Annotated in this window: 23 protein-coding genes and 1 pseudogene; 3 read left to right on the top strand and 21 right to left on the bottom strand. The window is 40.4% G+C overall.

The genetic code is table 11. The features are described from left to right. The first annotated feature begins 368 nt into the window (after positions 1-368). On the top strand, positions 369-1715 hold the full coding sequence (locus tag ICN37_RS01910; RefSeq protein WP_216154466.1) for an exopolysaccharide biosynthesis polyprenyl glycosylphosphotransferase: 1347 nt from the start codon (positions 369-371) through the stop codon (positions 1713-1715). A gap of 50 nt (positions 1716-1765) precedes the next feature. Here the strand turns inward: ICN37_RS01910 and ICN37_RS01905 are convergent, their stop codons facing one another. The 18 genes and pseudogenes from ICN37_RS01905 to ICN37_RS01820 form a co-directional block, all read right to left on the bottom strand. Beyond that, a complete protein-coding gene (locus ICN37_RS01905) occupies positions 1766-2887 on the bottom strand; it encodes a glycosyltransferase (protein WP_216154465.1) in 1122 nt (373 codons plus the stop codon). Then, positions 2884-3807 carry a GDP-mannose 4,6-dehydratase gene (locus ICN37_RS01900; RefSeq protein ID WP_216154464.1) on the bottom strand — a complete coding sequence of 308 codons (924 nt, stop codon included), beginning with the start codon at positions 3805-3807 and terminating at the stop codon, positions 2884-2886. The genes ICN37_RS01905 and ICN37_RS01900 overlap by 4 nt, the downstream gene beginning before the upstream one ends. 3 nt (positions 3808-3810) lie before the next feature. After that, a complete protein-coding gene (locus ICN37_RS01895; RefSeq protein ID WP_216154463.1) occupies positions 3811-4917 on the bottom strand; it encodes a glycosyltransferase family 1 protein in 1107 nt (368 codons plus the stop codon). Then, positions 4907-6106, bottom strand: a complete 1200-nt coding sequence (locus ICN37_RS01890; RefSeq protein ID WP_216154462.1) for a hypothetical protein — start codon at positions 6104-6106, stop codon at positions 4907-4909. Before ICN37_RS01890 ends, ICN37_RS01895 begins: the two co-directional genes overlap by 11 nt. A gap of 331 nt (positions 6107-6437) precedes the next feature. After that, positions 6438-6683 (bottom strand): integrase core domain-containing protein, encoded by a 246-nt coding sequence (locus ICN37_RS01885; RefSeq protein WP_370623803.1) that lies wholly within the window; start codon positions 6681-6683, stop codon positions 6438-6440. Then, positions 6649-7782, bottom strand: a pseudogene (locus ICN37_RS01880) (IS3 family transposase). The gene ICN37_RS01885 and the pseudogene ICN37_RS01880 overlap by 35 nt, the downstream one beginning before the upstream one ends. 58 nt (positions 7783-7840) lie before the next feature. Then, positions 7841-8734: a glycosyltransferase family 2 protein gene (locus ICN37_RS01875; protein ID WP_216154460.1), complete on the bottom strand. Its 894-nt coding sequence runs from the start codon at positions 8732-8734 to the stop codon at positions 7841-7843. Beyond that, complete coding sequence (locus ICN37_RS01870; protein ID WP_216154459.1) at positions 8731-9756, bottom strand: glycosyltransferase family 2 protein; 1026 nt, start codon at positions 9754-9756, stop codon at positions 8731-8733. The genes ICN37_RS01875 and ICN37_RS01870 overlap by 4 nt, the downstream gene beginning before the upstream one ends. A gap of 4 nt (positions 9757-9760) precedes the next feature. Next, entirely contained in the window at positions 9761-10828 is a 1068-nt protein-coding gene (locus ICN37_RS01865) for a glycosyltransferase (RefSeq protein ID WP_216154458.1), read from the bottom strand. A gap of 40 nt (positions 10829-10868) precedes the next feature. Continuing rightward, on the bottom strand, positions 10869-11579 hold the full coding sequence (locus tag ICN37_RS01860; protein WP_216154457.1) for a bifunctional 2-polyprenyl-6-hydroxyphenol methylase/3-demethylubiquinol 3-O-methyltransferase UbiG: 711 nt from the start codon (positions 11577-11579) through the stop codon (positions 10869-10871). Positions 11580-11594: 15 nt separating this feature from the next. Then, positions 11595-12479: an FkbM family methyltransferase gene (locus tag ICN37_RS01855; protein WP_216154456.1), complete on the bottom strand. Its 885-nt coding sequence runs from the start codon at positions 12477-12479 to the stop codon at positions 11595-11597. Then, positions 12480-13967, bottom strand: coding sequence for a lipopolysaccharide biosynthesis protein (locus ICN37_RS01850; RefSeq protein WP_216154455.1), 1488 nt, complete (start codon positions 13965-13967; stop codon positions 12480-12482). A 33-nt stretch (positions 13968-14000) separates the two neighbouring features. Beyond that, positions 14001-15239, bottom strand: a complete 1239-nt coding sequence (locus tag ICN37_RS01845) for a class I SAM-dependent methyltransferase (RefSeq protein WP_216154454.1) — start codon at positions 15237-15239, stop codon at positions 14001-14003. A 65-nt stretch (positions 15240-15304) separates the two neighbouring features. Continuing rightward, entirely contained in the window at positions 15305-16714 is a 1410-nt protein-coding gene (locus tag ICN37_RS01840; protein ID WP_216154453.1) for a hypothetical protein, read from the bottom strand. Positions 16715-16720: 6 nt separating this feature from the next. Continuing rightward, positions 16721-17713, bottom strand: coding sequence for a GDP-L-fucose synthase (locus ICN37_RS01835; RefSeq protein WP_216154452.1), 993 nt, complete (start codon positions 17711-17713; stop codon positions 16721-16723). A gap of 15 nt (positions 17714-17728) precedes the next feature. Beyond that, positions 17729-18856: a GDP-mannose 4,6-dehydratase gene (gene gmd, locus ICN37_RS01830; RefSeq protein ID WP_216154451.1), complete on the bottom strand. Its 1128-nt coding sequence runs from the start codon at positions 18854-18856 to the stop codon at positions 17729-17731. A gap of 8 nt (positions 18857-18864) precedes the next feature. Next, positions 18865-19821, bottom strand: a complete 957-nt coding sequence (locus ICN37_RS01825) for a GDP-mannose 4,6-dehydratase (protein WP_216154450.1) — start codon at positions 19819-19821, stop codon at positions 18865-18867. Next, positions 19811-21325: a mannose-1-phosphate guanylyltransferase/mannose-6-phosphate isomerase gene (locus ICN37_RS01820; protein ID WP_216154449.1), complete on the bottom strand. Its 1515-nt coding sequence runs from the start codon at positions 21323-21325 to the stop codon at positions 19811-19813. Before ICN37_RS01820 ends, ICN37_RS01825 begins: the two co-directional genes overlap by 11 nt. Before the next feature lie 250 nt (positions 21326-21575). Between ICN37_RS01820 and ICN37_RS01815 the strand changes: the two genes are divergently transcribed. Continuing rightward, on the top strand, positions 21576-21725 hold the full coding sequence (locus ICN37_RS01815) for a hypothetical protein (protein ID WP_216154448.1): 150 nt from the start codon (positions 21576-21578) through the stop codon (positions 21723-21725). 20 nt (positions 21726-21745) lie between these two features. Here ICN37_RS01815 and ICN37_RS01810 read toward each other — a convergent pair whose 3' ends face one another. Beyond that, a complete protein-coding gene (locus tag ICN37_RS01810; protein WP_216154447.1) occupies positions 21746-22291 on the bottom strand; it encodes an HPP family protein in 546 nt (181 codons plus the stop codon). 89 nt (positions 22292-22380) lie between these two features. Here ICN37_RS01810 and ICN37_RS01805 point away from each other — a divergent pair. Continuing rightward, positions 22381-23741 (top strand): IS3 family transposase gene (locus tag ICN37_RS01805; protein ID WP_216154446.1). Its coding sequence is split into 2 segments (ribosomal slippage): positions 22381-22840 and positions 22840-23741, totalling 1362 coding nucleotides; the frame shifts between segments, so codons are not numbered across the junction. A gap of 73 nt (positions 23742-23814) precedes the next feature. On the opposite strand, the gene ICN37_RS01800 is transcribed toward ICN37_RS01805, so the two are convergent. Next, entirely contained in the window at positions 23815-24123 is a 309-nt protein-coding gene (locus ICN37_RS01800; protein WP_215359138.1) for a high-potential iron-sulfur protein, read from the bottom strand. Between the two features lie 184 nt (positions 24124-24307). Continuing rightward, positions 24308-24535 (bottom strand): hypothetical protein, encoded by a 228-nt coding sequence (locus ICN37_RS01795; protein ID WP_255538436.1) that lies wholly within the window; start codon positions 24533-24535, stop codon positions 24308-24310. Between the last annotated feature and the right edge of the window lie 23 nt (positions 24536-24558).

The following is a 24558-nucleotide window of genomic DNA, read 5'->3' as shown; positions in this document are numbered from 1 at the left end:
TCAGTTTGGCTAAGGTGTTGATAGGTCATGGCTACTTTGACTTGCAGGTCTAGAAGCTTTGGATACTAAAACATCCTTAGCCTCCTTAACTAGTTGTTCAAAGTTGCACTTCGTAGTTGAATCCACCCCTATATATTATTGTTAAGTCTTTAAAAAGACTTTTTTTATAAACTTTAATTCGTTAGATTTTTAGGTAATTGACCTTATCAATGCCTTCAAGCTGATATAGGCCATTTTTAAACCTAATATTATTCACAATGTGCCTAAATCCTGTTAATTGAATAGAACAAGGATAAATATACTGCTAAAAGAATCAGTACACACTAAACTTAAATCTACCATAGCGTATTTATCAAATTTTTCAATTTATGCCAAATCTTAAATCAACCTCCTCAATATTTGCTTCGATATACCGAGTAGCAGAAATTGCCCTGATTGCGATCATAGCTTACCTATCTCTATTTATCCCCTTTAAGGATGGGATTCCTCCTAATACCAATTATTGGATATTAATTTTTGGAGTTTGTGTTTTATATGGGCTGCTTTCTAGTGCGCTGTATCGATCTTGGCGGGGGACCAATACCCTCGATTACATTCTTGCGCTGAGTAAAATATGGGGACTAGTTTTGCTGATTGCTTTTATAGCCATCATTTTTACACAAAGTGGTGTAAGTTTTTCGCGTCTATGGCTGGCGGCTTGGAGCATTGGTACATGGTTTGCTCTATTTTCCTCTCGCTTAATCTTTGCCTTTATATTTCAAAAAATACGTAAAAAAGGTTTTAATAATCGATACATCATAATTATCGGAGATGGGGATTCTGCTGAAAACCTAGGCCGCTTAATTGCTCTCAACACTTGGTCAGGCTATGTCCTACGGGACAATCTAAAACCCAATAACTTAACAGGGATCAAAAGTATTGACTTTAAGAATCTTGATGAGATCTGGATTACCCTCCCAGTCCATCAATCACATGAATTGCAAGGTATTCTTCAGGCACTTAAAAATTGCCCCCTCGTGATTAAATTTGCTCCAGATTTATTTATGTTCAGACTCATTAATCTGGGTGTGAGTGAGGTGCTCGGCACTCCCATGCTAAACCTTACGGACTCGCCATTTGTAGGGTCTAAACTGATCTTAAAAACCCTAGAAGATGTGATTTTGTCAGTCCTAATACTCATCCTAATAAGTCCACTTATGTTGGTTTTAGCAATAGGAGTAAAGCTAACCTCGTCAGGTCCAATCTTTTATCGCCAGAAAAGAGTGGGCTTAAATGGCAGGTCATTTATGATGCTCAAATTTCGGTCAATGCCCGCCGATATAGAAAAATCTGGTGCGGTTTGGGGTGGCTCAGACTCTAAAGTCATTCACCCGTTTTCCGCATTCATTCGAAAATACAACCTAGATGAACTCCCTCAGTTTTTAAACGTTCTAATGGGTCAAATGTCTATTGTTGGTCCCCGACCTGAGCGAACAGAATTTATCAAAGAATTGCAAGAAGAGGTACCCAATTACATGAAAAAGCATTTAGTCAAAGCAGGGATTACTGGCTGGGCCCAAGTTCATGGTCTTCGAGGCGATACTGATCTAAAAAAGAGGATCGAGTACGATCTTTTTTATATAGAGGAATGGTCTATCAGATTAGATCTAAAAATTATCGCAATGACAATATTACAAACTATTTTTCCAGTTAAGTATCAAGTCGAAAGTGAATAGTCTTAGTGATTACATGCCCAATCATTAAAATCGGCGTAATTATTGAGAATCTAATCATATTTATTTTTTGTATTTAATTCTACATAAATAGATACCAAGGCTCGAAGCTTGTGGCTAAATTCTGGAATGCCAAATGATGCAGCATGAGCTACAAGGGCCTGAGAATTAAACACCACCTCTTTAAAAAGGCCAACAGCCCCAATTAAAGAATCTTTATTTGGTTCAGAAAAAAATATAGCTGTTGGCTCTCGGCCCTGTGGGTCATCAATGCCAACCATTGTCTCTAGGGCGCCTCCCCTACCCAATGCAATGACTGGAGTACCAGCTGCAATTGCTTCGATTGGAACTAATCCGTATTCGAGCTCGGGCGTAAAGACGACAGCCTGCGCCTGCGCATAAGCTAGCGCTAAGGCCTGATCATCGACTCCGCCCACAAAAGTAATATTTGATTTTGCCAAGGCTTGAAGTCGCTCTTTATCTGAGCCATGGCCAATAATTATAAGAGGTAGCCCGAGCTCATTAAATGCCTCAATCGCATAATCCAATGATTTCCAGCGCTCTAAGCGACTCACGATTAAAAAATAATCCTGCTTCTCGATACCCACATGCGTAAATCTCTCGAGATCCACGGGAGGGAATATCACCTCTGAATTTACCCCATAGCATTTGGCAATTGCTTCTTTAGTGGACTGTGAAATTGCAATAAATCGATTTACGCGTTTGGCAGCAGCAATATCACGCTTTTTAAAATAAGTCAGAAAAAATGAAAACAGCTTCTCCTTGATACCAACTCCACCATTAAAGTAAGCATCAAAATTCCAAATGGCTCGCGTTGGAAAATAACAATAGCAAATATGTGGCGCTTTAAAGCGTTTTATATATTTTGCTGTTGTAGCAGATGACGTAATAATTAAGTCATAGTCGCTAAAATCCCATTGCTCCATTGCTTTAGTAGCAATAGGGAACATCATCTTAAAGATCTGATGATTTCGTATCACGGCATTTAACCAATGCGTCTTAATCTTAAAGGCTTTAAATTCGGGCCAAGTGATTTCAGGGTTGTAACACAGAGTATATAAATCAGCCTCTTTAAACTCTTGAGCCATGTATAAGAACACTCTTTCTGATCCCGCTGATGTCAGCAGTTGATCCTGAATAAGAGCGATTTTCACTTACTAGCACCCTTATTTAGATTGAAATCATCAATCCAATACTCAACAATGTCTAGCAATGTTTTATCTATTGCAATGTGTGGCTCCCAACCCGTATCGATTGATAGATTGTGATAGCTTCCACGTACCCGTCGCTGATCGCTTAGGCGCATTCTCTCGGGATCTGCTCGCAACTCAACTTGAATATTGACTAGTTCACACATTCTTACAATCAAAGACCTCACAGATCGTTCAACCCCAGAACAGACGTTATAGATCCCGCCATTTTTGCCAGACTCTAAGAGCAATTTATAAGCTGCAGCAATATCTCTAACGTCAGTAAAGTCTCGAGTGGTATCAATATCACCCACATTCAAAATCGGCTCTGCCAACCCCAACTTAATGGCGGCAATTTGTTTACCAAAGTCGGCGATGGCAAAACGCGCACTCTGGCCAGGGCCAATATGATTAAAGGGTCTTGCGGAAATAATTTCAAATGATTCCGTCTGACTCCATTGATAACAAAGCGCCTCTGAAGCAATTTTTGCTACCGCATAAGGGCTTAATGGGTGCGTTAGTAAAGATTCCGTCACAGGTAAATCAAATTCATTTAATAAACCATATACCTCACTCGAACTCACATTCAGCATACGTCCTTGAAAATGGTTTTCACGCAGCGCCGAAAGTAGATTGAGTGTCCCCATAAAATTAGTAGCGTAAGTAAGACTGGGGTCTTCGAATGACTCTTTTAAGGTGGTAACTGCTGCTAAATGTACAACAGCATCTGGCTGAACTGTCCGAATGAATGCCGAGAGATCACTTGGTTTGCAAACGTCTACGTCTCTACCAACGGCAGTAATGGAGTATTGATTGCCAAAAGCGCTTGAAAGGTGAGAGCCTACAAAGCCAGTGCCCCCGACTAATAATATCTTTTTCATCATAGTTTAAGGCTCATTTAACAAAGATAGGATCTCTTGCGATGTTTGATCGATACAGCGATCCCAGGTATAACTTTTGACATGTAAATAACCACGAGAAATTAAATCATTGCGTAATGCATCATCACTCAAAATCATTTCTAATTTTTCAGCTAGCTGTTTAATATTCTTGGGATCAAAATACAATACAGCATCCCCACAGATTTCTGGCATCGGTCCGGCATCTGAACAAATCACTGGACAACCTGCTGCCATGGCCTCTAAAGGTGGTAAGCCAAAACCTTCATATAACGACGGAAAGATCAAACAAGTGGCATGAGCAAAGTATTGCTGAAGCGTTGCTTGGTCTACTCTACCTGTAAATTGCACCCTAGCTTCTAATTCTTTTACTATGAAATCAAGCTCAGTATCTGCAGTAATGAAGCCTTCTTTTTGACCTACCAATACTAAATCGTGTGGGAATTGATTGGCAATCAAGGAAAAGGCTTTGATGAGCGCTCCTAGATTTTTGTGAGGCTTGATATTGCCCACGAATAACAAATAAGGTCTTGGGTGAGGAGTTTCTAAATATGGGATATTGAAACAACTACTATCCACGCCCAAATGAATGGGAGTAATGGCTTGCTTACCCTGAGGCCCAGTAAGTCTTAATAGCTCTGACTTAGTAAAGTTCGATATGGTAATAATTGATGAAGCTTTTCGCCTCACTGCGTTAAACATCAATCTTGCATAGAGGGACTTATGGATTCCTCCCACCAATTCTGGCATTGCAAGATGAAATAAGTCATAGATCGTGACGAGTATCTTTCCATGATAAAACAAAGGCACAGTGTAGTGAGTGGCAAAATATAATTTGGTTGCCTTCGGAATCAGCCTCACATAATCGATTTGCTCTTGGATGGAATACATTTTGGCAAATGCTGGAATTACCACTACATTGGGCGCATTTGCCAAACCGTCAATCTCGTTGATGACCGTTGGATCGCCCATCAAAGAAATAGTTGTATTTGGAAAGCGGGCAACTACCCCCGGAATTACATTCCTGAGATAGGTTCCTATTCCAGAACTATTTAAGAATCTGACATCAATAGTGATCATAATTTTATTTACCATCCGCTGGAATCAATATATACCCCAACACACAAATAAACCAAAATACTGGATCCAAAATTGATTGATAAAAAATATTGAAAACTATTACCGCTGCCAAAAGTGGCCTTATGCTACTCTTCCTAATTACTGGAAATGCGAGAAAAATTAACATTAAAATGAGACTGAAAATACCCGACTCGGCAATGAGGGAGAGATAAAGTGTATGAAAATTTGCATATTTATTATTTGGAAAATAGGCTTCCAATAGATTTTGTGACGCTTGAAAGCCATTGCCAATGAAAAAATTTGACGTAGATTTCACAATAGTTTTAGAGGCAATCTCACCAAGAGAATAGTGTACTGCTGCAGAAGAACCTTTAACCACAGAGATCCGCTCTGAAATAAATCCACCAAAATTAATCTCATTTACAAATATTAAAATTGCCAATGAAAAAATTGCAGGTAAGAATAAAATCATTACAATTTTTTTTGTCTCATTTCGATTTGACTTTATCACCAAATAATAAAATATCGATATAATCAAAATAAGAATTCCAGATTTTGATAGCGACAAATAAATGAGTGTAACTAATATAAAAGATAAAGCGAACTTGAGATTACCCTCTTTTTGATATAAAAAAATTAAGAAGAGTAAAGATATAAATATTAAGCAGGCTCTATTAGGATCCATACTCAATCCAGTTAGTCTGGGTGCATAGCCCGCAAATGGAACTATATTTAAGTCAATAAATGCATTTGTACTATTTAAACTACCGGCAAACCATCTGAGTTCTTCGTAAAGGGAAAAACTAGAATGGAAAATGATTCCTAAAATAGCTCCCACTGTGAGAATTTTCTTTACTTCATGAAGTGTAAAGATATAACTAACAATAATAAAAATTGAAAAGAATTCAAAGTTTAATAAAATAAATCTTTTTAGCGACAGAAGAAAATCATTACTTAGAAGTACTGATGGAATAATTGAAAGTAATAATGCTGAGAAAAAAATTAAGATTTTTTTTTCCGATAAATTTATTCTAAATTCAATATTTTTATAGTAATAAAATAATAATGGACTTATCAGTAGTGAAAGAAAAATAAAAGGTGTAAAGTTGAAGAATAAGTTTTTCCCAGCCAAATCAATTCTATCTGCACCTAATAATGCAATCCACAATATTAACAAGCAATTAGTGACATTTTTTTTTAGCATTTATAAATAATTTTTAGCGTGTATTATGGCATGCTTTGCATTAATATTATAACTCTAAAAAATATTAATGGTTCTATTTAAAATTTAGTAGTTAGTACGTTTTACAATCATTGTATTCTTGGAAATGCTTATAACTAATGATGCGAAGATTCCCATTTCTGTGCTACTAGGTTACCCTATGGTAAACACCCTTAATGATTGAAATACAACTATGTCAATTTCATTTCATTGCCATTTTAAGAATACGACCAAGCCCACTAAACGCAATGGCAAAAGATAGTGCGAAGCGGTAATCCCCGCCTTATTTAACCGAACCTAGAAGTGGAGTTAATTAAGCAACCATGACCAGTTGCTGCTTCGGGGTAATACTGCCCAATACCAAGTTTGAACGTTGATAGTTATATTTATACGTCCATTGTGTCGCAAACTTCCGAACTCCATTAATATTTTGCCAGCAGTACTGCGATAGCCATTCATATCTGACGGTACGATTAAAGTGCTCCACATAGGCATTTTGCTGTGGTTTGGTAATCCCCCCATTTTTAACTAAGCATAAAAGTAGAAGCTGGTACTGCAAGTGCTAGTTTTTGCTTTGGTGTAATTCCACCTAAGCCCATGTTCGGTCTTTCATGATTGTATGTCCACATCCAATCGGTAGCAAAGTCTTGAACTTCATCAATCGATTCAAAGAGGTATTGATTAAGCCAATCGTAACGTACGGTGCGGTTGTATCTTTCAATATATGCATTTTGTTGTGGCTTACCAGGTTGGATATAAGTTATCTCTATTTGATGTTTCGCAGCCCACTGCACAAGCACACTACCCACAAGCTCGGGGCCATTATCGCAACGTATTTTTAAAGGCTTACCACGCCACTCAATGACTTGATCTAGTGAGCGTACCACTCTGGCTGCTGGCATAGAAAAATCAATATCAATGGCTAAGGCCTCCCGATTAAAGTCATCAATTACATTAAACAAGCGGATGGATCTGCCATCGTGCAACTGGTCATGCATAAAATGACCGAAGGGAATCCCGCGGGACAATGGACCACGTATCGTTGATGCCCTCAGGCACTGCCAATGGCACAGGCTTCTCGCGAACCAAGCGTTTATGGGGCTTGATCCGGAGGTTCAGTTCTAACTCCCGATAGATGCGATACACCCGCTTATGGTTCCAAGTAAAGCCTTTGACGTTACGCAAGTACAAAAAGCAAAGCCCAAAACCCCAGTTCCGTTGATTTTGGGTGAGGCGTACTAGCCAATCAGCAATGAGGGCATTGTCGGTCGATAGCTTCGGGTGATAGCGATAGCAAGTCTGACTAATGACAAAGGTATCGCAAGCTAAACGGATACTCATTCGCCCACTTTGAACTTGTTGGCTGGCCATCTCGCGCCTACGAGATGGCCGAGTTACTTTTTTTGTAAAACTTCTTTGAGGACATCAGCTTGGAGCTGAACCTCCGCATACATCTTCTTTAAGCGGGCGTTCTCAGCTTCAAGCTCCTTCATGCGGGCCATCATTGAGGTGTCCATGCCACCGTATTTGGCACGCCACTTATAGAAAGTGGCGGTGCTGATGCCCAGCTCACGGCAGACCTCTGGAACGGCTAAGCCAGCATCTACCCGTTTTAGGGCATCCATGATCTGGCTGTCGGTAAATTTAGAACGCTTCATGTAGAACTCCTCTAATAGAGAAAATTCTACTTCTGATTACTTTGGTTCTAGGGGACGATTACCAATAGTGATCATTTTCTTTGACGCCAAATGCTGAAAACATACCACCAAGAACAGCAAAAGCTGACCGAAGATCACCAGAAAGAGCTAGCTTAACTACTTTTCCACCAACACCGATACCAATCGGAAAAAAAGGGTATCGTGCATGACGTCTGAAAAAGTTGACAATAGAAAAACTAAAATAACGATATAGCTTAGGATTTTTCTTTCCCAAACTCCCAGACTCTACGTGGAGCACTTTTGAATTCGGAGCAACATCAAGCTTCCAGCCAGCTTTGCGTAATCGATAACATAAATCAACATCCTCCCAGTACATAAAGAAGGATTTCTCATCAAAAATACCAACGCTATCAATTGCCTCTTTACGCAAAAGTATGCTGGCCGCAGTTAAATAGTCTAAAGATTTTGGGTCCGCAGGAGTAAAACAGTGACGACTTTGTCCTGTTAGAAAATTGACATAGCCCCCACCCCAAGCTTGAATTTGGTTGGAATTATTCATATAAAACAAGACTGATCCAACCGCCCCAATGCAGGGATCCCAATTCATATGATTAACTAGAGCACTTAAGGCAGTAGGTGCAACTACGGTATCGTTATTTAACAACCATATGCAATCAGCGCCCTGGGAAAGGGCATACCGAATACCAATATTGCACCCCCCACCAAACCCTAAATTAACACTTGAGTGAAGAAGCTTTACCCCAGGATATGCGCTTTCAATCCTCGAACACGAATCATCGCTTGAGTCATTGTCTACGACAATAATCAGTCTACTGGCGTAGTCCAGATTGCGGAGTGAGTTCAGACATTTGATGGTGTCTTTCCAACCATTCCAGTTCAAAAGAACTATGCCAACTAATCTAGCTTTCTCATCATACTTATCTGATTTCATTGATCTAATTCATTTTTGGCTAAAAATTTGACTAGTCTACTTGGATGAAAAGTACTTCTTCTCAAATCATATAGGGCCAAGGTTTCATTGGGTTTATATTTTTTAAAGTAGAGATAAGTTATCAAATTAATTACTGCACCAGGAGTAATGGCGATCATGAGCCCCGTCATATTTGACGTAAAACTAGATTTACAAAATAAGAATCTAAAATACTCTTTCAGCTTATAAGCACCTAGCGCCCTCTGATACATTAACATCCTGATATTTTCATAGGGTTTTTTTGGAGACACAATCGCTTTAGCCTGATCAGAAAAAGCATTAAATGACCATATAAGGCTTGGCCAATTAAATGTCCAAATTTGAAATCCCCGGGCTGTCCACATTGCATTTCCATAGCGAATAGTCAGGAGTGGCTTTGATTTAAATAGGATATTGTTGATTGGAGGTTTTTGGAAAATCACGCCGACATGAATAAAAGCTGTATCGAAATAAGACTCTCGATCCCTTGCCAGCCAAAAATCTCTTTTAATAACGACATAGCCAATAAAGGTAAGGTGAAATGCTAATTTTTGAAAAGTGCTATCAGATATTTGTACTACTACAGAATCATCAGCCTCTAGTGATTTATTCTTCAGCAATTTATTCAGTTGGGCATCTCTAATCTCTGAATTCAATACCAATAAATTACATCCCGTCTGTAAGGATAATAAAACCTCCTGAATCGCATCAGGCTTTAAAAGATCATCATCTGTAAATAACCAACAGTATTCACCTCTTGCGTATTCCACAGCTTTATCGTAATCGCGATCAACTCCGTGATTTTTATTTTCGCGAAAGTATCTAATTTGAGGGCACCGAGAATAATGCCCCATTATTTCACTTGTATTATCTGGGGATGCTCCATCAACAACAATAACTTCAACTCGATTATCAATCTGAGAAATAATAGAGTCTAAAGTTGCCCCGATGTACTGGGATCGGTTATAGGTTGCAATGCAGATAGATAAGATGATGTTATCCATAAGCTTAATCTAGACCCCTACCATTTAGCAGGGCGGTATACAGCACTAAATGTTGATGCGCAATAAAATTCCAATCGCTAGCCACTTCATTCGATACATTTTTTTTTGTACCGCACCACTTTTCTAGTGCCAACTTCATTTCAATTACATCATCAATGTGTGAATAATAAATATTGCTAGCTTGATCATATCCTATAGGATTTTTTGCTGTAGTGATGACAAATGAGCCCTGCTGAGAAGCAGCTTGCAACGATGTATTCCATGCCCCCCCACCACTGGCAAACGGTAAAATAATAGCATCTGCAATCGCCAACAACTTAGCAACTTTTTCTTCTGCCAAAAAACCTAAAATTTGGACCTTATCACTCCACTCAGCACTATTTGCATAATCATATATTTCTTGATGGTAGCTATTCTTAGGATCAAATTCACCCGCAATCACTATGATGTCAGTTAACGGATTGGCAATTGAAAATAAGAGCTCAACTCTCTTCTCTGGATGCATAAAACCAAAAAAAACAATTAATCTTTTTTGACCCTTAATATAAGTAATTCGATATTGGTCTATCTCATGTTTGGCTAGATTAACAACGGGAATCACTGAAGCATTTTTAATAAATACATTCAGCTTATTCCAAAATACCCAGCGCATAAAGTAAGGACGAAATTGATTCTGATATTCAGGTTTAACGTATATGAGTGCGCCAGGAATTATTCCTTTAAAAAATAACTTTATTGCATTTTTTTTTGTAAACCCTTCATGCCAAGTTTGCACGACTTTTTTTCCAAAAAGCCAGGCAATAGAAGGCAAAAACCAGGGAAGATTGCCCGCTCCATAGCCTTGAGTTGGATATTGAATATGCACAATATTTGGCTTGAAATCACGCAATATTTTTATATATTGAATGATGCTCAATAGAGTCCACTTTTTCACCACTGGGAAAAGTTGAACTCGATTAGTGCCCTGGTCTCCATTATCTAAAATGCTAGTTAAAACACCAACTACATTGGATTGATCAGATGCAAGTGCATTAGCTAAAAAAAAAGAGTAGTCACCTACTCCGCATTTCATCGGAGGATAGGACCCTGTTACCAGCAAAATTTTCAAAAAATTATTTTTTCTTCAATACCAACCATCCAAATGTATAACTTTTGCCACCACACTCTATTGGCGCATCCTGCCCACTGTAAGACATTTCACCTTCTGCGGTTAAGCCATAAGATTTAGCTTGTTCAACAAAGTCAATAATTTCATTTTCAGAGAAAATATTCCATTCCATGTCAAAAAAAGTTATGCCGGTGGTATCTATTTTTTGTGGCCAATAGTCAAAGGAGGCAATAAAGTAGCCGCCAGGCTGCAATAACCTTGATACCTCACTTAGAAGTGCTGCAGCATTAAATCCATGCTCTATTACAGAAATAGAGGTAATTGCTTTAAATGAATTATCGGCAAATTTTGTTTTTAAGAAGTTAGTGATTTCATACTTGATCGCGCCTTGATGGGGCATTTTTTTTAGATTCGGATTTAAGTCCGCTCCAGTCAAGTTTGAATATCCCATCTTATGCAAAGCAACTAAAATTTCAGAAGCATATGATCCAAAGTCAATAATTGGCTCGCCTTTTTGAATATTACTTTCAATAAATTCTAAAGTCTTAAGGACATCCCAACTCTTTAGAAAATCACCAAGCGTAACTCCTCCAACTAGCTTATATTTTCTCAAAAAAGGTAGCAAGCGAGACTCGAGACACGATGCCCCCTTTTTTTCTAGCTCGTGGCGAGCAGTTAAAATTTGTTTCTCATTTTGCAAAACTTGCATTGTCATAATTGATTTAACCTTCTATCCGCGTGATTGTGAAAAAATATAATTGATTGTTCCAGAGTCACAGTGGCCTTTATTTACCCACCTTGTAACATCATTAGGCGTAATCACCGTTTTATGTTTATCCGCTGTTCGGGCCTCATACCCAAGATTCCAAAAATAAGTGAAAGTTTTCTCATAATTTGGATTTAATCCAGTCGGATGATACTCATTTAAGCATATTTCAATAACCCAAGTAGGTTTTGGATTCATGGCGGCAACCTGAATGGATCCCAGAAGCACCTGGTACTCAAAGCCCTCTACATCCATTTTAATAAATAATTTTTTTCCATCAAAGCGATTTCCAAGTACTATATCTAAAGTAGATAATGCGATCTGTCTCTGAAAATGCTCTGAACTACCGGCCCATTTTCCAATTAATGAAGCTCCAGTGCTAGATGCTCCATATAAGATTGCTACACCCGATCGATCGCTCAGGCCCAATGGAAAAACTTCTATATCCTGCCACCCATTTGCAGAGATATTAGTTAATAAAAAATCTAAATTTTTAGGTAACGGCTCTACTGCCACTACATACATACCGGCTGCCCTTGCAAGGCAGGAATAGAAGCCAATATTTGCTCCAATATCCACAAATACTTCTGATGCTAAAAATTGCTCTTTGAACAATGCTGTTTCTTCAGATTCAAACTCGCCTGCCTGCATTGCTTTATGATGGACTGAGGTGCTTCCACACATACTAAATCCATAGGGTGTTTTTTGTATACTGGTCGATTTAGATATATAAGAATCGTAGATATCATTTAGCTCAAACTTAAGAAGCATTCTCTTTCGATTAAGCATCTGCACGCATGTACTAAGATATGGAGACTTTTTAAGCATTACTTTAATATTTTTAAACATTTAACCCCTAAAAACTCTATTTAATAAATTCAATTTACTACGAAGTGGTTTTGGCAATAAAAAATAATTGATTAAGATTAAACTCAATGCAATTGAACATCCTAACAAAATATTTTGAAAGTGGAAATCTACTTCCCTTAAAAAATATGAGCCTAGAAACGTTGCTATTAGCGCTATGATTGCAGGCTGTAGCACTCCCTGACAAAGCCATCTCATGGCGGAATTTTTCAATATATATTTATGCGTCAGCCATGGCCCGTAAAATAAATATAAAGCGTTTAATATTAACCATGCTAAAGCGCCGCCAATAGCGCCATAATTTAATGCCAAAAAATAGGTCAAGGGAACATATACTCCAATTAGACTTAGGACAATAATTTGCGGCAACCTCGTTATCCCATGCGCTAATTGTAGTGCGTAGGGAAATATCATAGCTCCATTAATTACACTACCGACAAAAAGAATGGATGCAATAGGTGCAACTTGAGCCACAGTGGTGGGATTTTTTAGCCAGCAATATAAAATATCTTCTGAAAAAAATGCTAGAAAAAAGGCTGCTGGGAATATGAATCCTGCCAGTATTTGCGTGCCAACCATATAAAACTCAAAAACTTTTTTTTCATTGTCTTCTGCTACCAATGCGGTAAGTCGTGGATAGATAACATTAAATATAGGTCCAATCAAAATACTCAGACTGCCTGCAAATATAACTGCTAATGAGTAGTACCCAAACATTTTCAGTGACAACATTTTACTCAACAATATTTTATCAAGTTGCATTAAAAATATTGAAGAGAAGGCGATACCACTCATCCCTGCTGAAAATTTCCAGACGCTTTTTAAGCTTTGAATACTAAAAGTGCCTTTCTCCTTAAACCGACCCCAAGTGATCCAATGAATTAGAGCAACATTCAATAGAGCAACTAAAGCTTGCCAAATAAAAAAGGCTTCAATGGTGGAATCTATGTAAGCTAGAGTAATTAATGCGCCGAAATTACTAATAATAGACATGCCAATAGTCAGAAAACTAGCAGTGGTAATCCTTTGCATACCCACTAAGGTGCTTTGATACAGACCAATTGGCCATCGACAGAAAAACACAAGGCCCATCAACATGATGCTTCGAATTATTTGTGTTGAATCAATTCCAGATGATTGAAGCCAGTGGGTAGCAATGAAAGGGGCTAATGCAATAATTACAATCAGCACTAAGGTACCAATTATCCAATAGATTACAGACAGAGTTCGCAAGAGATTCCCCAACTCAATCCTTCTGCCCAACACGGAGATTCGAGCCGCCTCTCTATTCATAGTGGGCGCTATGCCCATATCTAACAATGCTAGGATGGCCTGCATAGTAGCAAAGAATCCAATAAGTCCATATGACTCTATGCCCAAATACTTAATATATAGAGGGACAAATAAGAATCCCAAAAGGGCAGTTACTCCAGAGCTAGCAAACCCCGAGATAAGATTTTTACCAATCATCTCAGGGCCCTACTGAAATCGAGCATCTCGAACTTAAAGAGTGGCTATTTCAAATTTTGGCAAAGGATAGACCAGGGTTCTACCCTTCATCGCCGGCAAACTTTCAAAGAAGGCGCGAAAATGCCAAGGAAGCACTAATAAATAATCGGGATTAGTTTTTAACAACTCCGCCTCATCGACAAGGGGAATCAAAGTACCAGGAGTAAATGAACCGAACTTATCGCTATTTACCTCGCCAATTGACTCAACTAAGCTCGAGTCAATGCCGTAGTACTGTAAAAGTACATTGCCTTTAGTTGAAGCACCTAAGCCGCAGACCCTCTTGCCAGAGGCTTTTGCTTCTTTTAAGAAATTCATTAAAGCACTTTTAGCCTCTTCTACTCGCGCCTGGAATGATTCAAAGGCCTCCGTCGTATCAAGACCCATAGCACTTTCATCTGCAAGTATTTGACTTAATTTATCAGTGTTTGGCTGCAGCGAAGATGATTGCTTAGCTGCTGTAATAGAAAAGCTGCCCCCGTTGACATCATTAAACTCCACGTCTAATACTTTAAGACCGGCCGCTTTGGCAATCCACATAATTTGCTTTAATGCATAAAATTCCAAGTGCTCATGGCAAATTGTGTCAAAAGAATTGGTTCGGATCATTGCAGGTAAATAACTTTGTTCAAAAACCCAAATACCATTCTCTGCAAGTGCGCCTTCTATCTCCTTAGCAAAAGCGATCGGATCCTCTAAATCGTAAAACATGGAAAAGGAGGTGATCACCTTCGCCTTTTTCCCATCCAAGGCTTTTGCTACCGCGCCTGCTGAAAAAAACTCTGGTATGAGTCTAATATTTTCTGGGTAATACTCCGCAAATTTAACCCCCGTAGGATCAATCCCCACCAGTTGATACTGATCTTGAGGGTAAGCCCGCAAGGTTGTGGCGTCATTACTGCCGATATCAATAATGAGATCGTTTGGCTTAAGAATATTTAAGGCTAATATCTTGGCTACTTTTGAATGCAAGTGCGCAACCATACTGCTGTTTAAACCTGATCGATACCCATAATTCATGCCGTACATTTCAGCTAAATCGTAGCTTTGTCTTAGCTGGACTAATCCACAGCCATTTTGGGCCGTACATTTCACTAATTCCACAGGGCCAGCCGTAATTTTTTCAGATATTGATTTTGGAAATACACCAGTTAAAGCTTGGTCCTCTAACAACATCAACGAGGTTAATTCTTTGCCAGAGCAAATACGACACTGGATAATTAGTTTGTACATTTTTTATCTTTCAAAAATCTCAATTATTAAAGTTAACTATTTTTAATAATTAATGGCAATTTTATTTACTTAAAATCATATAACTGTATATTAATATTTTTCTCGGTTGAATTAGGTAACTGCAAGGAAGCTAGCATTGAAAACCAATAAAACAGGATTTCTAGCGAATGTGAATTACTTAATTCCCCAACGGAGTAAAGCAAAAATAGCATTAGCGATAACACCAACACCGTCACCATGAACGGCCCTTTATTTCTTAAAGCCAAGCAAAAGGTGCTTTCCAAAATGCTCCACATCAATATGATCCCTGGAATCCCGAAGGCAAGCGATAAATCAATCCAACCACTGTGGGTTGCCATGGGAGTAGCGCCTGGATAGTCCTTTTGTAGCAGTATTCTAAATGACCTGTAAAGCAAACCTTCCCCAAAAGGGTTTTGCCATAGCAATCGAAGACCAACAATTGCCCAGGCTACCCGCTCGTAATTATTGCCGGTAACTTGGCGACCCGCATCTGTTTTTGGATAGATGTGACTTGAATTCGATAGTTGCCATTCTGGATGCCGATCAATTTGAGCGGCAATTTTTGCATCCTCTACTAAGTAGGTCCAGCCAGGGTTATGTTTTATCTGTTGATAAGCAAATACCCCTCCTAATAACAATAGAGCCACCAGAAAAGAAGCAATCAGTTTGACTCCTTTTGTATTCCTACTTTTTTCACCATGTCGCACCAAGCCAATGAAACCAGCTGCAAACAAACCCAAAACCAAAATAGCAGCTAATCCTATGCCATTTCTAGCATCAAATATAAAAACATACGCATAAAGAACTAAGGCTAACCCAGATAACCAAAACAACCCCTGCCACATCCATTTTGATAATCCCTGGTTTCTCAATTTATCTAATAACGTTCCACTTAATCCAGAAATCAAAATAGTCCCGACTAAGACTGCATATATTTTTCCGTAAAAAATATAACCCTCGTAATCTGGCGCAAATAGACTGTGCAGCTCTATTGCCCTGGAGATATAACGAAAATAAGCTGCGAGTATGCTAACAAATAGCCCGAACCACAACCAATTAATGAATCCTGGTCTTTTGCCAATTACCAAGCCTGACCCAAATGCCATAATAGTGCCAAGTAAAGCTCGTAACCAAGTGCTATGTAATTCTTGCAATTGTTGTATAGGGTCTTGCGAAAGAAAAAAGAAGTGGGCCAATACCCAAATAAATATTAGCGCAAGTAAAATCAAAGGCACACTATTCGGAAACCGCAATTGCTTCCTTAATGATCCTTGGCGCCAATCATTTGATATCACAATCAAAGCCAGGATTGACCCTAAGACCAATGCAATATTACGCAGCGCAATAGTGTCTTTTACTGCCCAGACCGCTAATAAAATAGTATTGAGAGAAATCAGTACGAGAGCAACAACATCTAATGGAGAGCGCACAAGCTTTATGGCTAGATCTTTCATTTGCTTTTAGGTTGTTAGGCTGTGATTGTCTGCACGCGATACCATTTCAGCATATGCTATTTCTAAGCCCTGAGCCAAAGGCACCTGCGGAACCCAACCCAATCGATTTAAGAGCGAAGAGTCCATCCATTTTCTTGGGGGGCCATCAGGCTTGCTGGGGTCAAAGTTAATCATCCCCTGAAACCCCGTTGCTTTAGCTACCGCGTATGCTAGGTCTTTGATTGTCAGATCACTGCCATAACCAACATTAATGTGGCTCTGCATTGGCTCAGTTTTCTCTTGATAGAGTATTTTATCTAACTGCATGACAAATACAGCAGCAGCAGCCATATCGTCGACATAGAGAAATTCTCTTCTAGGTGTACCACTTCCCCAAATCACTACCTCTGGCAATGCATTGATCTTCGCCTCATGAAATCGTCTAATTAAAGCTGGAATCACATGGCTGTTTTCTGGGTGATAGTTATCGCCTGAGCCGTATAAATTAGTCGGCATGACTGAACGGTAGTCGATTCCATGTGTTTGACCGTACTGACGGTTATAACTCTCGCACATTTTGATGCCGGCAATTTTTGCAATCGCATAAGGCTCATTAGTGGACTCTAATTTACCCGATAGGAGAGCATCTTCTTTCATGGGCTGAGGTGCCAACCTAGGATATATACAACTAGATCCCAAAAAAAGAAGTTTTTTTACTCCACTAAGAAAAGCTTGGTGAATGACATTATTCTGCACCATCAAATTATCATAAATAAACTCAGCTGGAAAAGTATTGTTGGCATAAATTCCACCAACCCGAGCTGCGGCTAAATAGACTTGATCTGGTTTTTCCTGCTCAAAGAACTGGGAAACTGCTGCCTGATTGCATAAATCTAGTTCAGCATGTGTCCTAGTAATAATATTATTAAATCCTCGTGACTTTAATTGACGAAGAATAGCTGACCCAACCATACCTCGATGGCCGGCAATATAAATTTTTTGGTTCAAATCCGTGGGCATACTTTGAGCTCCATATTAATTTTCTTTGCGAATGGAAACAGCATAGCCATGCTTTTGCAAGAGCGCATGTTGCTTGGCCTGATCTAAGTCATTAGCCACCATCTCCACAATCATTTGATCGAGGGTAATCTCTGGAACCCAGCCCAACTTTGTTTTTGCTTTAGTCGGATCACCTAACAGCGTTTCTACTTCGGTAGGTCGGTAATAGCGCGGGTCGATCTGAACGATCACATCGCCTACTTTTAAGGCTGGGGCTTTATCGCCTTCAATGCTGGCAACAATAGCTTTTTCATTTTCAGCAGCACCTTCAAATTTGAGCGTAATGCCCAACTGCTTAGCGCTACGAGTAATAAATTCACGAACGGTGAACTGCACCCCAGTGGCAATTACAAAATCTTCTGGCTTATCTTGCTGAAGCATTAGCCACTGCATACGCACGTAGTCTTTAGCATGACCCCAATCACGCAGGGCATCAATATTGCCCATAAAGAGGCATACCTCTAAGCCTTGAGCAATATTAGCCAAGCCACGAGTGACCTTACGGGTCACAAAGGTTTCACCGCGGCGCTTTGACTCATGATTAAAGAGAATGCCATTACAGGCGTACATCCCATAAGCTTCACGATAGTTCACAGTAATCCAATAAGCATACATTTTGGCTACTGCATAAGGACTTCTTGGATAAAAAGGTGTCGTCTCTTTTTGAGGTATTTCCTGTACCAGGCCATAAAGCTCAGAAGTAGATGCCTGATAAAAGCGTGTCTTCTTTTCTAAACCCAAAATACGAATAGCCTCTAACATTCGCAGTGGACCCATAGCATCGACATCAGCAGTGTACTCAGGAGACTCAAAGGAAACGGCTACGTGAGACTGGGCGCCCAAGTTATAGATTTCATCCGGTTGGCATTCTTGAATAATGCGCACTAAGTTGCTGGTATCTGTTAAATCACCATAGTGCAAAATCAAATCTGGGTGATTCACGTGTGGATCTTGGTAGAGATGATCAATCCGCTCGGTATTGAAGGATGAGGCGCGGCGTTTAATGCCGTGAACGATGTAGCCTTTCTCTAGCAGAAATTCTGCTAGATAGGACCCATCTTGGCCAGTAATGCCGGTAATGAGAGCAACTTTTTTATTTTTCATATTCATCATTATTTAAGAGATTGATACATTTTTTTAACTACTTCGATTCCTTGGGTAGACGCCTTCCAGCCAATTTCTTTTAATGCTTTGCTTGGATCTGCACAACCAATTTCCAAATCGGTTGGCCTAAAGAAGCTTGGGTCTTTAATAACATAATCCTTCCAGTCTAATTGAGCTTCTTTAAATGCAGCTGATACAAACTCTTCTAGAGTTAGAGTGTTACCAGTAGCAATCACATAGTCTGCGGGTTTATCTTGTTGGAGCATCAACCACATTGCCTCAACATATTCCGGCGCCCAACCCCAATCGCGTGAAATATCTAATTTACCTAAGTGTAATTTTTCACCACTGCCCTGAGCAATCCGCTTGACAGCTCTAATAATTTTTTGCGTCACAAATCGCTCTGGCCTTAAATCCGACTCATGATTAAATAAAATTCCGGTACAGGCAAATAAGTTATATGCCTGACGATAGTTATTCACAAGCCAATAGGCTGAAGCCTTCGCAACCGCATAGGGACTCATGGGATGGAACGGAGTTAGCTCATTTGCCGGCACCCCTTTAGTATCGCCAAAGCACTCCCCAGAGCCGGCGTGATAGAGACGAATTTGCTTATCCATCATCCGACAACCCTCAAGCAGATTGAGGGTACCAATGGTGATGCTTTGCATAGTCTCTGCTGGCTGCTCAAAAGAGAGTCCCACTGATGATTGCCCAGCTAAATGGTAGATCTCATCAGGATTACTTTTTCGTAGCGCCACTAGCACACTACGAAAATCTTCAGGAACCATAGAGATGAAAAGAATGCGCTCCTTTATCCCAAATTTCTGAAGGTTGGCAAAAGACGACCCCTGAACATCTCGAGAGGTTCCATAAACCACATAACCTTTTTCAAGCAGCAGTTTGGCCAAATAAGCACCATCTTGCCCACTCACTCCGCAAATTAAGACAATCTTATCGGCCATAGTTATCCTCAAATCGCACGATATCATCTTCCCCTAAATAGCTGCCAGATTGAACCTCAATAATTTCTAAGGGTTCTTTTCCGGGATTGCTTAAGCGATGTACTTGCCCTTGAGGTATGAACGTACTCTGATTCTCATTCAGTACGATGACTTGTTCCCCATTGGTAATTTCCGCGACACCCTTAACCACTATCCAATGTTCCGCACGGTGGTGATGCATTTGCAGCGATAGACTTGCACCAGGCTTAACTTGTATACGCTTAACTTTAAAGCGCTCACCCTCATCTACGCTGTCATACCAGCCCCAAGGACGAGCCACCTTACGATGTAAATTTTTCTCCTCTCGCCCTTGGGAGGAGAGTTGATTGACAATTTGTTTAACATCTTGGCTGTTTGCCCTATCGGCTACCAAGACTGCATCAGCGGTCTCAATAATCACCAGGTTACTAACACCCACTGCGCTAACAAGGCGACTGCTTGCATGCACTAAAGAATTGCTAGTGTCACTAAGCAAAGTATCACCAGATGTCGCATTACCTTGTCCATCTTTTTTACCGACCTGCCATACAGCATCCCAAGCGCCCAAGTCATTCCAACCCGCATTGAGCTCTACCATTTTGATATGGAATTGACCAGTAGTGTTACCTGGACATTTTTCAATCACCGCGTAGTCAATCGACTCACTTGGGATGGTTTTAAAAATATCTCTATCGGGGCGTACAAAATTAGTCTCGCCAGCGTGATCAGTTTTACGAGCAGCCCAAGCAGTCTCGGTTGACCCATAAATATCGGACCGGAATTCTTTTAATGCAGCCGACCAAGTACTGGCACGCAATACAAACATGCCACCATTCCAAAAGTAATTGCCATTATCTAAATAACTTTGAGCAGTCTGAGCATCAGGCTTTTCTACAAACTGCTCTACAGTGTATTCGCCATAAGAACCCTGTTGGCCCATTTTCTTAATATAGCCATAACCCGTTTCCGGGGAGTTTGCTGTAATACCTAAAATAGTGATGGTCTTTGCGCTAGCATCTGCTTTAACAACCTCAATACATTCATTGAGTGCTTTAGTAAAAGCTGCGCCATTTTGTATCGTCTGGTCTGCTGGCGTAATCACCAAGATGGGATCGATGGGATCACCGTTACCATCTTTTTGCTCACTAGCATAGAGAGCGGCTAAGCTCAAAGCTGGGGCAGTATTTCGCCCTTCAGGCTCCAATAACAAGGTAGTCTGAATGCCAGGTATTTCTCTCAATTGGTCAAGAACCAAGAAACGATGTTCTTCATTGGTCACAATTAAAGTGGGCCCAATGTCATTTTTAGTAAGCGTATTTAATCGCTGTACTGCTTGCTGAAATAAGCTCTTGCCAGAGTCATCGCCAGACAACGCTAAAAACTGTTTTGGAAAGCCTGCACGGGAAAGTGGCCATAGGCGCGTTCCTGACCCGCCACAGAGAATAACGGGGATAACGGTATTGGCTGTCAGTTTGGTTGAGCTCATCAATAAATTAGCAAAACATTATGCTTTTTGTAAATATCCCCTTATTTTAAAGGTATTAAGAGACTATTTTTGTGAAATTCACCCCTTACGACGGATTTAAATCCATTTGGCTAATCATTATTTCCTTTAAACCCAAAAACACCCTAGAATTTGTAATGCGCAAGATAGCGTCATTAAGTCCAAGGCTTGTAACTTTAAGCCATTTCAAGGATTTCAATTCACAATTAAAAATACTAACCAGGAGTCAACCATGACAACAGGAAATATACCCAAAATTAATTTACGCAACTCCTTAACTGAATGTGGTCAATCCATTCGCAAAGAAAATGCTGGCAAGTACCAAAACTACACCATTAAGGACTGCAAGGCCTCAATAGCGGCAGGAAGAATCAGCAAATAAAGGCCTGGGTTTGTCTTGCTTCATTTAGAAGGTGGCCTATTGGGATAACACTTACTAGTCAGATTGTTGTAGGCCGCCCCAACCAGAATCAAGAGCGCTGAATCTACCATCACCGGGAAAAAGGCATAGCGATAATGTGTGATCCCCCCGAGTACTGCGATTAAGGCTACTGCAGCAGCAGGTGGGTGTAAACAACGCAACATAAACATCCCCAAAATCGATAGTGCAGCAGCCATCGGCAGTGCCAGCAAAGGGGTCGATATCAGAATTGCACAGCTCACCCCCGCTAGGGCAGACAGAGTATTGCCTGCGATGACAGCCCAAGGTTGAGCCATTGGACTCCCAGGTAAAACAAAAACCAATAAAGCACTTGCGCCCAAAGATGCCATCAACCACTCATCGATGCCACTCAGCTCCCTAAGGTATGTGGCAACCGCGATTACCAACATGAGTCCTATGAAAGCCCCTAAAACAGAACGAATGCGCTCGGACCAGGCTACAGTCGGCTGATCGCCACCCAAATAAAAGGAGTAATACTTAAGAAGATATTGGAGAGAATGTTTCATTGCTTATCTTTCTTGGCAATAAAAAAGACCGCCTAATGAACTGACCCACAAAAGTTGGACACCCAATCCAACTCCAAAGGGTCAGTTTTATGTCCAAATACAGCAAAGCATTCAAGCTAGCAGTTATTAAGCATTATCTCGCTGGCAACCGAGGTTTTAAAGCCGTCGCAGACCAGTATGGCGTTAAATACGCCTATGTGCGCAAATGGGTTCATGCTTATCAAGTCCATGGCCAAAACAGCCTAACGAAGACCTACACTTATCACCCCAGCGCTTTTAAGCTGTCCGTGCTTAAAGCGATGGAGCAAGATCAACTCTCAATCAATCAAGCGTCAGCCCGCTTTAATATTCCAGCCCCAAGCTCGATTAGCCATTGGCAACGCCTCTACAATGAGGGTGGTATTACAGCCCTAGAACCTAAGCCCAAGGGACGGCCACCCATGTCAAAACCTCGCGATATTAAGGCTTTGCTTACCAAGCCCCTAACCTCACTTACGCATGAAGAGTTACTGCGCAAAGCACAGTATTTGGAGGTGGAGAACGCTTATCTAAAAAAGCTCGAAGCCTTAGCCCAGCAAAAGCACTTGGTAAGCAAGAACAAGTCCAAGTAATCACTGAGTTAAGGCAGCACTATCCATTGCAAGTCATTTTGCTGGCAGCCCAAATGCCCAAAAGCGTGTATTACTACTGGCAAAAAGCCAGCAGCAATACTGATCCCCATGCCAATGCCAAGGTCCAGATTAGCGCCATCTTTAATGCCCATCAGGGGCGTTATGGTTATCGACGAGTCCATTTAGAGCTGAGCAATCAGCAGCATTACCTTAACCCCAAAACCGTGCAAAAACTGATGGGGCAACTCGGGCTCAAATCTACGGTAAGACCTAAGCGCTATCAGTCTTACAAGGGATCCGTAGGCAGGGTGGCACCTAATTTGCTCGAGCGTGACTTTGTCGCAAAAGTACCCAATCAAAAGTGGGTAACGGATGTCACTGAGTTCAATATCAAAGGTCAGAAGGTATATCTATCCCCCATCTTGGATCTTTACAACAGCGAGATCATCTCCTACGAGATTGCTGATCGGCCGCAGATTAGCTCGGTCATGCAAATGCTCCAGGAGGCCTTTAAGCAACTCAAACCCAAAGACAGGCCCATACTCCACTCCGACCAAGGCTGGCAATACCAAATGGGGCTGTATCAACAAGCCTTGGAAGAACAAGGCATTACTCAGAGTATGTCTAGAAAAGGAAACTGCCTAGATAACGCGGTAATGGAAAACTGGTTTGGAATTATGAAAACAGAGTTCTTCTACCAAAAGAAGTTTGAGGATGTTCAATCATTTAAAAACGAGCTAAAGGAATATATCCACTATTACAACCATGATCGGATCAAACAAAAACTAAAGGGATTAAGCCCGGTGCAATACCGAACTCAATCCCTCGTGCTAACCTAATTAAACTGTCCAACTAATGGGGGTCAGTTCATAAGCAGTCTTTTTTATTCATGCGTACACAATCGACTTAATGTTAAGCCTTCTTAGCGTAAGCAGAGCACCAGCCTTTACCAGCAACTTGCTTACCAGCAAACAATGAGCAAGGGCCTGCAGCTGCATCAGCCTTACCTTGGAACAATGCACAGTTGCTGCATTGTTGACCGGCAGCGTACTTAGCGTACTTTGCTTTATCTACCTTAGAGGCATCCGCTTTGTAACCCAATGCTGCAGCTTGTGGATCAGTTTCTGCAACCATTGCTTGAGCTTGAACTTTACCGTTCAATGCCAAAGTACAGGCACCAGCAGCAGACAAAATCATAAATTGGCGACGACTATTTTTCATGGATTCTCCAAAAATAAATCAGTGATTAACTTGCACGCGCATCAAGAAGCAATGCGCAACCTTCAAAACTAAATGTGATCATAGTGGAGAAGATTTAGGGATGCTAGCTAGCACCTAAGTCAATGATTTATATGGAAATATAGATGAGAATTGTTCTCATAAAATTTCACATTGAAAACATCGATTAATTCCAGCCCTTTAGCTTCATACAATTAATCCACTGACGGATGTGAACCCCAGAACCAGATTCGGGGTAATCCTCTTTGCAATCGCTGAGATCCTTGTTGTAAGTCATTTTGTTATTTTTAGTGGGGTCTTGATTTTCCGATGGAAAAGATCCGCAAGCGGCAACACTCAACACCAACAAGAGCAGTGAACACCAGCAACTGAGTCGGGCCATGCTTGGAGTCAATTCTTACCCTTATTTGTCATTTT

The organism is Polynucleobacter sp. P1-05-14, from assembly GCF_018881675.1.
Taxonomy (GTDB): domain Bacteria; phylum Pseudomonadota; class Gammaproteobacteria; order Burkholderiales; family Burkholderiaceae; genus Polynucleobacter.
Note: the sequence above shows the minus strand (reverse complement) of the source record. Positions and strands in the feature narration are given on the sequence as shown.